Here is an 11,081-nt window from a genome sequence, read left to right as displayed (position 1 = left end):
CCTCTACACACCCGACGAATGCTGGAACTACCTCAGACACGCTGGGTACGTATCAGATTAAACGCTCGAAACTCTAAGCCTGGCCGTCCGCCGGCGGAGCCACATGGGTCAGCTTGTGCGGGTTGGCGATCTTGTACAGCCGCGTGACCCGCCCGTCGGCGATGTCCAGCGCCCACACCCCCATGAACGCCCCGGCGAAGCGGACGAGAAAGCCCGGCCCGCCGTTGACCCGGACGGGGTCGAAGTCGAAGCGCGTGTTCTTCTTGCGCTGGACTCCGATGATGAAGCGGGCGATGCGGTCCGGCCCGCGGATCGGGTTGAGCGCGGTCAGCGTGTAGCCGCCGCCGTCGCTCAGCCACAGCGCGTCGTCGGACAGCAGCGCGACGATCCCGGCGTAATCCCGCCGCACGCTGGCCTCGGCGAAGGCAGCGGCCAGCTTGCGCCCGGCCTCGGGCGCGGCGCTGGTCGCCGACGGCTCGCTCAGGCGGGAGCGGGCGCGCCGCATGATCTGGCGGCAGGCCTCGGCGGATTTGCCGAGGATCGCGGCGATCTCCGCGTAATCGAGATCCATCGCCTCGCGCAGCACGAAGACGGCGCGCTGGTCCGGCGCCAGACGCTCCAGAAGCAGCATCATCGCCATCGGCGCCGATCCGGACGGATCCTCCTCCTCATCCCAGGGACTGACCTCGGGTTCCGGCAGCCACAGGCCGTAATAGCGCTCCCGCACCGCGCGGGCCGAGCGCAGCCGGTCGAGCGCCAACCGGGTCACCACCGTGGTCAGGAAGGCGGCGGCCGAGTCCACGGAGGCCGCATCGACCGCGCTCCAGCGCAGCCACGCGTCCTGGAGCACGTCCTCGGCCTCGGCCACCGAACCCAGCAGGCGGTAGGCCAGCGCGCGGAGCCGTCCCCGCTCGGCCGCGAAGACGGCAAGCGGGTCGCGCTGCGTGGTGTCGGCGAAGGCGGTCACGCCGCCTCGTGCACGACGATGTGCTGGGCGATGCCGATCCGGTTCCAGGCGTTGATCGTCGCCACCGCCATGGTCAGCGCGCCGATCTGATCGGTGTCGAAATGCCGTTGCAGGTCGCGGTGCGCGCCGTCGATCCGGTCGTGCAGGCTGCGGGTCAGCGTTTCGGCCCAGGCGAAGGCGGCGCGCTCGGCGGGGTCGAAGCGGTCGGAGCGCTCCCAATCGGCAAGATCCGCAATGCGCTCCGCCGATTCGCCGGCGTGGCGGGCCTCCTTGCCGTGCATGTCGATGCAGAAGGCGCAGCCGTTGATCTGCGACACGCGCAGGTCGATCAGGTGCTGGAGCAGAACCGGCAGGCTGGAGGAGCGGATCGTGTTGGTCACCGCGTAAAGGGCCTTGTAGGAGGCCGGGGCGGCGGTGGCGACGGAGAGGCGGCTTTCCATGATCGTGTCGTCCTTGGCGATTGGTGTCATCGCCCCCGTGACGGGACGGACGCCGAAGGCGTGACGCATGGCTGCCCCGCGCGTCACTCAGGGCGCCGGCTCACTCCTCGGCCAGCATCGCGATGGCCTCGTCCAGGATCGCGGTCTTGGCGGCGAAACGGCTGGTCGGGTCGCTCTCGCCGATCAGCCGGATCATGATCCCCAGCGCGTGGGCCACGCGCGGCGCCACCCCCGCCCGCGCCCGCACCCGCCCGGCGAGAGCGGCCAGCGCGTCCCGGTAGGGCTTGCCCTCGAACCCGTCGGCGGCGATGGCCTCGAAGCGGTTGGCGAGGTCGAGGATGGCGGCGTTGCCGTCGTCGGAGTCGGAAGCGGTCATCGGGGGATCACACGAACAGGGTGGAAGCGCCCTTCGGCGCCTCGTTGAGGAAGGTGACGACGCCGCCGCCGGTCACCGGCACGTCCGCCCGCAGCGCCACGCCGGCCGGCAGGCCGAGCGCCCGCAACCCCATCTCGCAAGCCATCACCGTCACGCCCATCAGGACGCAGGCCTCCAGCAACTCCTCGAAGGTGGCGACGCCGTTGGCGGCGAAGAAACGGTCGCGCTCCGCCGGCGCGCTGCCGTCGTCGGCGGGGTCGAGCGCGTGCCAGCCCAGCGTGCCCGGCTCCTCCGGCTGGAGCAGCGCGCGCAACGCCCGGCCGGTGAAGAACAGGGTGACGGGGCGGTTGGTGGCCGCCGCCGCGCTCGCCATCACCAACGCGTAATGGACCCGGTCGAAGCCGCCGGCGAACAGCACGATGGCGAGGCCGGAGATCGAAGGAGCGGCCGGCGTCTCGGATGGGGGCATGGTCGTCGTCCTCGGACGCTCGATGGCAAAATCAATGGGCGGGGTCAATGGGCGGAAAGGTCGTGGATCGTCGGGTGGTCGCCGCAGAGCGGACAGTCGGGATCCCGCTTCACGCCGATGCGCTGGAAGGAGGCGTGCAGCGTGTCCATCAGCAGCAGGCTGCCCGACAGGCTCTCGCCCAGCCCCAGCAGTTCCTTCAGCACCTCGGTCGCCTGGAGCGAGCCGACGAAGCCGGCCAGCGCCCCCAGCACCCCGCCCTCGGAGCAGGACGGCACCATGCCCTTGGGCGGCGGTTCCGGGAACAGGCAGCGGTAGCAGGGGTGCGGGGGACCCAGATGCGCCTTGAAGCAGCTCAGTTGCCCGTCGAAGCGCAGGATCGCCGCCGACACCAGCGGCTTCCTCGCGAAGAAGCAGGCGTCGTTCAGCAGGAAACGCGTGGCGAAATTGTCCGACCCGTCGGCGACGAGGTCGTAGCGCCCGATCAGCTCCAGCGCGTTGTCGCGGGTCAGCCGGGTCCTGTGGGCCTCGACCCGCACGTCCGGGTTCAGGGCGTGGATGCGGGCGGCGGCGCTCTCCACCTTCGGCTGGCCGAGGGAGGATTCGTCGTGGATGACCTGGCGTTGCAGGTTGGACAAATCGACCGTGTCGTCGTCGATGACACCGATGGTGCCGACCCCGGCGGCGGCCAGATAGAGCAGCAGGGGCGCGCCCAGCCCCCCGGCGCCCACCACCAGCACCTTGGATCGCAGGAGCCGTTCCTGCCCGATCCCGCCGACTTCCGGCAGGACGATGTGGCGGGAATAGCGGTGAAGCTGAGCGTCGGTGAAGTCCATGGCGCCAAGCATAGCGCAACCCGCCCCACCCGGCGCAAGGCCCGCGCACCGCTTTTCCGGCTTGGGCGTCCCGAAGCCCGGTCGGGCGACGGCGAGCGCCCAGCCGAACGCCGGGTCAAGCCGAGGTGGAGGTCGAGGAGCCTTGCGCCGCCCATTGCTGGAGACGCGCCTCGCGCTCCCGCAGCGTCTTGGAAATCGCGCTTTCCTGGTTCGTGCCCGCCGCTTGCAGCGTCGGGTCGCGTGGCACGAAGCTCATCTGGAACGGCGTTGCGGCTGCCAGCTTGGACGACGGGACGATGATCATCTGGTACTCGCCCGGCTCGATCTTGTAGGTGGGCTTCTTGAAGAAATCGACCTGCTCGTCCGGGGTGGTGGTCTCGCTGGACGCGACCACTTTGCCGTCCTTGCCCATCAGCGCCCAGCGCGAATTGGGAAGCGTCATGTTGGCGGTGAAGGTGCCGCCCTGGACGACGTTGAAGGTATGTTTCTGCACGCCGGAATCGCCGTTCGCCGGAGGCTGTGCCGTGGCGCTCAGCACCGCGCCGCCGGACGTCATCAGGACGTTCTTCTTTTCCGAGACGTCGAGCGAGTAGTCGCGCACCCCGGCCGCCTTGTTGGCCTGGGAAATCACCGCCGTGTAGGTGCCCGGCCCCAGCCGCGCGCTAGTGTCCGCCACGTCGGTCTGGGACTTGATCTGGGCGACGACCTTGTTCGACTGGTCGAGAATTTGAACGTCGGTGAAGGTGTTGTTGATCTTGAAATTGAACTCGGTCGCCTTGGAGACCGAGAAGGATTGATAGGCCGCGTTGGTTCCGCTGGGCGCGACCTTGTCGGTCTTGCCCTTGAACTGTGAAAAGTTCGCGTTCGAAATGTTCGGTACGGAAATACCCATGGCGGCCACTCCCCATCGGCACGGACGGCGCTCGGGCAAGGCTCCGCCAGAGCGATAACGGCAACTCGAATTTACTAAAATACGGCCCGCCTGTCAAACCGGCCGCACATCCCATCGGGGACGATCCCGGCACCCGCCACAACGCTGGATGGAACCGATACCCGGAAACGGCGAAGGGCCGCCGGGGAAAGCCCCGGCGGCCCTTCGTGCGTCGCGTGGAAGCCGGTATAAGGCCTCCCGCCGTCCTTAGTGGATGCTCTCGCCGTGCAGGGCGAGGTCCAGGCCGTCGCGCTCGACGTCCTCGTCGACGCGCAGGCCCATCACCACGTCGATGACCTTCAGCAGGATGAAGGTGGCGACGCCCGAGTACAGGACCGTGGCGCCGATGCCGTAGAGCTGCGTCACGACCTGGGCGGCGTTGCCTTCCAGGAGACCGGCGGTGCCGCCGATGGCTTCCTGGGCGAAGACGCCGGTCAGGACGGCGCCGACGATGCCGCCGATGCCGTGCACGCCGAACGCGTCCAGCGAGTCGTCATAGCCCAGCGTGCGCTTCAGGCCGGTGGCGCCCCAGTAGCAGACCACGCCGGCGACCACGCCGATGACCAGCGCGCCCATCGGGCCGACGAAGCCCGAGGCCGGGGTGATGGCGACCAGGCCGCCGACGGCGCCCGAGATGATGCCGAGGATCGACGGCTTGCCCTTGATGACCCACTCCGCGAACATCCAGCTCATCGCGGCGGAGGCGGCGGCGATCTGCGTGACCAGCATGGCCATGCCCGCACGGCCGTCGGCGGCGGCGGCCGAACCGGCGTTGAAGCCGAACCAGCCCACCCACAGCATGGCCGCGCCGACGAGGCTCAGCACCAGGTTGTGGGGCGCGAAGTTCTCCTTCGGGTAGCCCTTGCGCTTGCCGAGCACCAGCGCGGCGACCAGGCCGGCCACGCCCGCGTTGATGTGCACGACGGTGCCGCCGGCGTAGTCCAGCACGCCGTCGCCCATCAGGTAGCCGCCGGGGCCCCACACCCAGTGGGTGATCGGCGCGTAGACGGCCAGCGACCAGATCGCCGTGAAGACCAGCAGGGACGAGAACTTCATGCGGTCGGCGAAGGCGCCGGCGATCAGGGCCGGGGTGATGATCGCGAAGGTCATCTGGAAGGTGATGAAGACCGTCTCCGGGATCACGCCCGACAGGCTGTCCTTGGTCAGCCCGTTCAGCAGCATCTTGCTGAGGCCGCCGAAATACGGGGTTCCTTCGGTGAAGGCGATGCTGTAGCCGGCGACGATCCACAGGATCGACACGAGGCAGCAGATCGCGAAGCTCTGCATGACCGTGGCCAGCACGTTCATCTTACGGACCATGCCGCCGTAGAACAGGGCCAGGCCGGGAATCGTCATGAACAGGACCAGGACCGTCGACATCAGCATCCAGGCGGTGTCGCCGGGGCTGAGCGTCGGCGCCGGCGTCGCCGCAGCGGCGGCCGCATCCTGGGCGAGGGCGTCGGTGGGCATGCCGGCCACCAGGCCCAGGGCAACCGCCATCATGGGTGCGGCCAGAAGGAACAGACGGTTCATCGAGGCTCCTCATTTCTTCAAAATCGCTCCCGCCCGTCGCGGCCGATCCGGTGCCGTAGGCTTGCCGGATGGACGCCGCGAGGGGCGACCCCGTCCCGGTCGCCCCGTCCCCGGCAAAGACGGGGCGGCGGACGGGACCAAGGACGCCCCAACCTCTACAAGAAGCGTGCCAGCCGAAAACGGCGGGGAATCGTCAGGGTTGTCGGAGGCAAGGGGGTCCGAACGGGCAACCCCTTTCGAGTCGGACCGGTGTTTTGCCCATAAAGAAGGCAGGTCCGAACCCTGCCGATCGAAAGCAATTTTCGGGCTTTCGATCCTTGAAATGCTGTCGAAGCGATACGGCGAGGCGGCTTCTGGCTCCGTTTGATGCAGGTGGCGCAAAAATAGGCATTGTGTGCGCCGCACCCTTGCGCATCGTCATGCCTCGCGAGGCCGTTCGGCCCCCATTCGGCCTAGGACCGCGCCCTTGGCGGAACTATGCCGCACCGTCCGCTGCGCCTATTGGCCGAGCCCGCGAGATGTGGCACCGTCTTCGCCTTCCACCGGAACGTTCGCACACCTTCCGTGGCACCAAGAACCGCATCAAGACGTAGGGGTAAGGGGAGTGACGGCCATGCTCGACAAACGGGATTTGCGTCTGGCGCCGCGCCGCGCGGTGGCGCTGGTGCTGGCCGGCGGACGGGGCAGCCGTCTCAAGCAGCTGACCGACCGGCGGGCCAAGCCGGCGACCTATTTCGGCGGCAAGTTCCGCATCATCGACTTCGCGCTGTCGAATTGCGTCAACTCCGGCTTCCGCCGCATCGGCGTGATCACGCAGTACAAGTCGCACAGCCTGCTGCGCCACCTGCAGCGCGGCTGGAACTTCTTCCGCGGCGAGATGAACGAGTTCTGCGACCTGCTGCCGGCCCAGCAGCGCATCAACGAAACCGAGTGGTACCAGGGCACTGCCGACGCGGTGTACCAGAACCTCGACATCCTGCGCGACCACGAGCCGGAATACGTCCTGATCCTGGCCGGCGACCACATCTACAAGATGGATTACGGCGCGCTGCTGCTCGACCACATCGCCCGCAAGGCCGACGTGACGGTGCCCTGTGTCGAGGTCCCGCGCGACCAAGCCTCGGCCTTCGGCGTCATGCACATCGACGAGGAGCGCCGCATCATCGACTTCGTCGAGAAGCCGGCCGACCCGCCGGCCATGCCGGGCAAGCCCGACGTGGCGCTGGCCAGCATGGGCATCTATGTCTTCAACGCCCAGTTCCTCTACGAGCAGTTGGAGCGCGACGTGGCGACGCCGGGGTCGAGCCGCGACTTCGGCAAGGACATCATCCCGCATCTGGTCAAGAGCGGCGCCCGCATCATGGCGCACAACTACGCCGACAGCGCGGTGATCGACGCCCCGGACGACGCCCCCTACTGGCGCGACGTCGGCACCATCGACGCCTATTGGGAGGCCAACCTCGACCTCTGCCACGTCACGCCGCAGTTGAACATGTACAACCGCGACTGGCCTATCTTCACCTACCAGGAGCAGCTTCCCCCCGCCAAATTCGTCTTCGACGACGAGAACCGGCGCGGCATGGCGGTGGACAGCCTGGTGTCGGGCGGCTGCATCATCTCCGGCTCGACGGTGCGGCGCTCGCTGCTGTTCAGCTCGGTGCGCGTCAATTCCTACAGCGAGCTGTACGAGGCGGTGGTCCTGCCGGAATGCGACATTGGCCGCCATTGCCGCCTGAAGAAGGTCGTCATCGACCGCGGCGTCACCATCCCCAACGGGCTGGTGGTCGGCGAGGATCCGGAGCTGGACGCCAAGCGCTTCCACCGCAGCGAGGGCGGCGTCTGCCTGATCACCAGCGAGATGATCGACAAGCTGCCCAAGGACTGAGGCCGGCCTCCTTCCCCGCCTGCGTCGTCCCGTCATTCCCGCCGCGCGCGGGAATGACGCTATAAGGGCTGTGCCTTCCGCCCCCTCCTTGCCGCCGAGTGCCTCCCCGATGCGCGTCCTCTACGCAACGTCCGAATGCTACCCGTTGGTCAAGACGGGGGGGCTGGCCGACGTGTCCGCCGCCCTGCCCCCGGCGCTGAACGCCGCCGGGGCCGACGTCCGCCTGCTGCTGCCCGGCTACCCGGCCGTGCTGAACGGGTTGTCGAACCTGCACGAGGTCGGCGACCTGATCACCGACCTGCCGGGCTGCGACCGCGCCCGCCTGCTGATCGGCCGCACGGCGGACGGGGTGCTGGCCTACGCGCTCGACGCGCCGTCGCTTTACAACCGGCCGGGCAACCCCTATCTGGGGCCGGACGGGCAGGACTGGCCGGACAACGCGCTCCGCTTCGCGGCGCTCGCCTGGGCCGCCGCCGGCTTCGCGGCGGAGAACAGCTACGACCCCTGGTGGCGCCCCGACGTGCTGCACGGCCACGACTGGCAGGCCGGGCTGATCCCCGCCTACCTCGCGCTGCGCCCCGACCGCTTCGCCGGCCCCTTCCGCCCCGGCACGGTGCTGACCATCCACAACATCGCCTATCAGGGGCTGGTCGGCGCCTGGATGATGGGCGACCTCGGCCTGCCGTCCACCGCGTTCCGGGTCGACGGCGTGGAGTTCTATGGGCAGATCGGCTACCTGAAGGCCGGCTGCTACTACGCCGACCGCCTGACCACGGTCAGCCCGACCTACGCCCACGAGATCCAGACCCCCGAGCACGGAACCGGCCTGCAAGGGCTGCTCGCCACCCGCTCCGACGACCTGTCGGGCATCCTGAACGGGGTGGATTACGGCATCTGGGATCCGTCCCGCGACCCGCACATCGCCGCCCGCTACACCCCCGACGACCTGGGTGGGAAGGACGCCTGCAAGGCCGACCTGCAATCCGCCTTCGGTCTGGAGCGCCGCCCCGACGCGCCGCTGGCCGCCGTGGTCAGCCGGCTGACCTGGCACAAGGGCCTCGACCTCGTGCTGGAGGCCGCGGCGCAATGGGTCGCCTGGGGCGGGCAGCTGGTGGTGCTGGGCAGCGGCGATCCGGCCAGCGAGGCCGGCTTCCGCCACCTCGCGCAATGGCACCCGCACTCGGTCGGCGTCCGCATCGGCTACGACGAGCCGCTGTCCCACCGCATCCAGGCCGGCTCCGACCTGTTCCTGGTGCCGTCGCGCTCGGAGCCCTGCGGCCTGACGCAGATGTACGCGCTGAAGTACGGCACCCTGCCGCTGGTCCGCCGCACCGGCGGGCTGGCCGACACGGTGATCGACGCCAACCCGGCCGCCGCCAACGACGGCAGCGCCACCGGCTTCCAGTTCGTCAACGCCAGCGCCCAGGAGCTGCTGTGGTCGCTGCGCCGGGCGATGAACCTCTACCGCAAGCCGGAGCGCTGGCAGGCCATGCAGCGGCGAGCGATGACGAGGGACTTCGGCTGGAGCGGGCCGGCGGAGGAGTACATGGAGCTGTACCGGAGCATCGCCGGCAGGGATTGAGAAAGGCGGCAACTCCGACAGGCGCGCAGTAAGACACGGATGAACACGGATGCGGGCTTCGCCAGCTCATGGATGGGCAAAATCCGTGTTCATCCGTGGATATCCGTGTTCATCCGTGTCTTACTGTGCGCTTCCGATCCGACATTGCGCCCCCCGCCCAGAACACCAGCGTTGCGCCCATCCCCCGTCCGCCCTATGTTCCCCGGCAAACTCTAAAGTCCCGGGCCCCGATGACTGACCTCTCGCACATCCGCAATTTCTCGATCATCGCGCACATCGACCACGGCAAGTCGACGCTCGCCGATCGGCTGATCCAGCAATGCGGCGGCCTCGACGCGCGCGAGATGCGCGAGCAGGTACTCGACAGCATGGACATCGAGCGCGAGCGCGGGATCACCATCAAGGCCCAGACCGTCCGCCTGCTCTACAAGGCCGAGGACGGCAAGCAGTACACGCTCAACCTGATGGACACCCCCGGCCACGTCGATTTCGCCTACGAGGTCAGCCGGTCGTTGTCAGCCTGCGAGGGCTCGATCCTGGTGGTCGACGCCTCCCAGGGGGTTGAGGCGCAGACGCTGGCCAACGTCTACCAGGCGATCGACAACAGCCACGAGATCATCCCGGTCCTCAACAAGATCGACCTGCCCGCCGCCGAGCCCGAGCGGATCAAGCAGCAGATCGAGGACGTGATCGGCCTGGACGCTTCCGACGCCGTCGAGATCTCGGCCAAGACCGGCCTGAACATCGCCGCCGTGCTGGAGGCCGTCGTCAAGCGCCTGCCGCCGCCCAAGGGCGACGCCGACGCGCCGCTGAAGGCGCTGCTGGTCGATTCCTGGTACGACCCCTACCTCGGCGTCGTCATTCTGGTGCGCGTGGTGGACGGCGTCCTCAAGGTGAACCAGAAGGTCCGCTTCATGGCGGCGGGCAGCGCCCACGACGTGGAGCGCGTCGGCGTCTTCACGCCCAAGGCCCTGCTGACCGGCGAGCTGCGGCCCGGCGAGATGGGCTTCATCACGGCGGCCATCAAGGACATCACCCAGACCAAGGTCGGCGACACCATCACCGAAGAGCGCAAGCCGGCCGCCGAGCCGCTGGCCGGCTTCAAGCCCTCGGTCCCCGTGGTGTGGTGCGGCCTGTTCCCGGTGGACGCCGCCGACTTCGAGCGGCTGCGCGATTCCCTGGGCAAGCTCAAGCTGAACGACGCCAGCTTCCATTACGAGGCCGAGACCTCGGCGGCGCTGGGCTTCGGCTTCCGCTGCGGCTTCCTCGGTCTGCTGCATCTGGAGATCATCCAGGAGCGGCTGGAGCGCGAGTTCAACCTCGACCTCATCACCACCGCGCCATCGGTGGTCTACAAGCTGACCATGAACGACGGGTCGGTGCAGGACCTGCACAACCCGGCCGACATGCCCGACGTGGTGAGGATCGACCACATCGAGGAGCCGTGGATCAAGGCCACCATCATGCTGCCCGACGAGTATCTCGGCGGCATCCTCCAGCTCTGCACCGAGCGCCGGGGCCAGCAGATCGAGCTGACCTACGCCGGCGCCCGCGCCATGCTGGTCTACCGCCTGCCGCTGAACGAGGTGGTGTTCGACTTCTACGACCGGCTGAAGTCGATCAGCCGGGGCTACGCCAGCTTCGACTACCAGATGGACAGCTACGAGGAAGGCGACCTTGTCAAGCTGGCGATCCTGGTGAACGCCGAGCCGGTCGATGCCCTGTCGATGATCGTCCACCGCGGCCAGTCGGAGCGCCGCGGCCGCATGATGTGCGAACGCCTGAAGGAGCTGATCCCGCGCCAGCTGTTCAAGATCGCCGTGCAGGCCGCCATCGGCGGCAAGGTCATCGCCCGCGAGAGCATCAGCGCCATGCGCAAGGACGTGCTCGCCAAGTGCTACGGCGGCGACATCAGCCGCAAGCGCAAGCTGCTGGACAAGCAGAAGGAAGGCAAGAAGCGCATGCGCCAGTTCGGCCAAGTGGAGATCCCGCAGAGCGCCTTCATCGCCGCGCTCAAGATGGGCGACGAGTAAAAACTCCTTCTTCGACCGCATCGCCGCATCGT

10 protein-coding genes are annotated in these 11,081 nt (G+C 68.3%); 3 read left to right on the top strand and 7 right to left on the bottom strand.

What is annotated here, in order from left to right; translation table 11 throughout:
* Positions 1–73: 73 nt before the first annotated feature.
* The 7 genes from sigJ to EJ913_RS29675 form a co-directional block, all read right to left on the bottom strand.
* Positions 74–967 (bottom strand): RNA polymerase sigma factor SigJ, encoded by an 894-nt coding sequence (gene sigJ / locus EJ913_RS29705; RefSeq protein ID WP_127004788.1) that lies wholly within the window; start codon positions 965–967, stop codon positions 74–76.
* Complete coding sequence (locus EJ913_RS29700) at positions 964–1,476, bottom strand: carboxymuconolactone decarboxylase family protein (protein ID WP_238521246.1); 513 nt, start codon at positions 1,474–1,476, stop codon at positions 964–966. Before EJ913_RS29700 ends, sigJ begins: the two co-directional genes overlap by 4 nt.
* 31 nt (positions 1,477–1,507) lie before the next feature.
* Entirely contained in the window at positions 1,508–1,783 is a 276-nt protein-coding gene (locus tag EJ913_RS29695) for a hypothetical protein (RefSeq protein ID WP_127004786.1), read from the bottom strand.
* A 7-nt stretch (positions 1,784–1,790) separates the two neighbouring features.
* Positions 1,791–2,252, bottom strand: a complete 462-nt coding sequence (locus tag EJ913_RS29690) for a DsrE family protein (protein WP_127004784.1) — start codon at positions 2,250–2,252, stop codon at positions 1,791–1,793.
* A gap of 44 nt (positions 2,253–2,296) precedes the next feature.
* A complete protein-coding gene (locus EJ913_RS29685) occupies positions 2,297–3,085 on the bottom strand; it encodes a HesA/MoeB/ThiF family protein (RefSeq protein ID WP_185910007.1) in 789 nt (262 codons plus the stop codon).
* A gap of 115 nt (positions 3,086–3,200) precedes the next feature.
* The gene (locus tag EJ913_RS29680; RefSeq protein ID WP_127004780.1) at positions 3,201–3,977 is read right to left on the bottom strand and encodes a hypothetical protein; all 777 of its coding nucleotides are present in this window, start codon (positions 3,975–3,977) and stop codon (positions 3,201–3,203) included.
* Positions 3,978–4,223: 246 nt separating this feature from the next.
* Positions 4,224–5,549 carry an ammonium transporter gene (locus tag EJ913_RS29675; protein WP_127004778.1) on the bottom strand — a complete coding sequence of 442 codons (1,326 nt, stop codon included), beginning with the start codon at positions 5,547–5,549 and terminating at the stop codon, positions 4,224–4,226.
* 613 nt (positions 5,550–6,162) lie between these two features.
* Between EJ913_RS29675 and glgC the strand changes: the two genes are divergently transcribed.
* From glgC to lepA, 3 genes are all read left to right on the top strand, one after another.
* Entirely contained in the window at positions 6,163–7,434 is a 1,272-nt protein-coding gene (gene glgC / locus EJ913_RS29670; protein WP_127004776.1) for a glucose-1-phosphate adenylyltransferase, read from the top strand.
* Positions 7,435–7,543: 109 nt separating this feature from the next.
* A complete protein-coding gene (gene glgA / locus EJ913_RS29665; RefSeq protein ID WP_127004774.1) occupies positions 7,544–9,016 on the top strand; it encodes a glycogen synthase GlgA in 1,473 nt (490 codons plus the stop codon).
* Between the two features lie 230 nt (positions 9,017–9,246).
* A complete protein-coding gene (lepA, locus tag EJ913_RS29660) occupies positions 9,247–11,049 on the top strand; it encodes a translation elongation factor 4 (protein WP_127004772.1) in 1,803 nt (600 codons plus the stop codon).
* Positions 11,050–11,081: the final 32 nt, after the last annotated feature.

Source organism: Azospirillum doebereinerae (assembly GCF_003989665.1).
GTDB classification, from domain to species: Bacteria; Pseudomonadota; Alphaproteobacteria; order Azospirillales; family Azospirillaceae; genus Azospirillum; species Azospirillum doebereinerae.
The sequence above is the reverse complement of the archived record's forward strand: the minus strand, read 5'-3'. Positions and strand labels throughout refer to the sequence as shown.

What these genes read in the sequence shown, in the direction of transcription:
- EJ913_RS29695 (WP_127004786.1), bottom strand. Translation starts at nt 1,783, where the DNA reads ATGACCGCTTCCGACTCCGACGACGGCAACGCCGCCATCCTCGACCTC.
- EJ913_RS29690 (WP_127004784.1), bottom strand. Translation starts at nt 2,252, where the DNA reads ATGCCCCCATCCGAGACGCCGGCCGCTCCTTCGATCTCCGGCCTCGCC.
- EJ913_RS29685 (WP_185910007.1), bottom strand. Translation starts at nt 3,085, where the DNA reads ATGGACTTCACCGACGCTCAGCTTCACCGCTATTCCCGCCACATCGTC.
- EJ913_RS29680 (WP_127004780.1), bottom strand. Translation starts at nt 3,977, where the DNA reads ATGGGTATTTCCGTACCGAACATTTCGAACGCGAACTTTTCACAGTTC.
- glgA (WP_127004774.1), top strand. Translation starts at nt 7,544, where the DNA reads ATGCGCGTCCTCTACGCAACGTCCGAATGCTACCCGTTGGTCAAGACG.
- glgC (WP_127004776.1), top strand. Translation starts at nt 6,163, where the DNA reads ATGCTCGACAAACGGGATTTGCGTCTGGCGCCGCGCCGCGCGGTGGCG.
- EJ913_RS29700 (WP_238521246.1), bottom strand. Translation starts at nt 1,476, where the DNA reads ATGCGTCACGCCTTCGGCGTCCGTCCCGTCACGGGGGCGATGACACCA.
- lepA (WP_127004772.1), top strand. Translation starts at nt 9,247, where the DNA reads ATGACTGACCTCTCGCACATCCGCAATTTCTCGATCATCGCGCACATC.
- EJ913_RS29675 (WP_127004778.1), bottom strand. Translation starts at nt 5,549, where the DNA reads ATGAACCGTCTGTTCCTTCTGGCCGCACCCATGATGGCGGTTGCCCTG.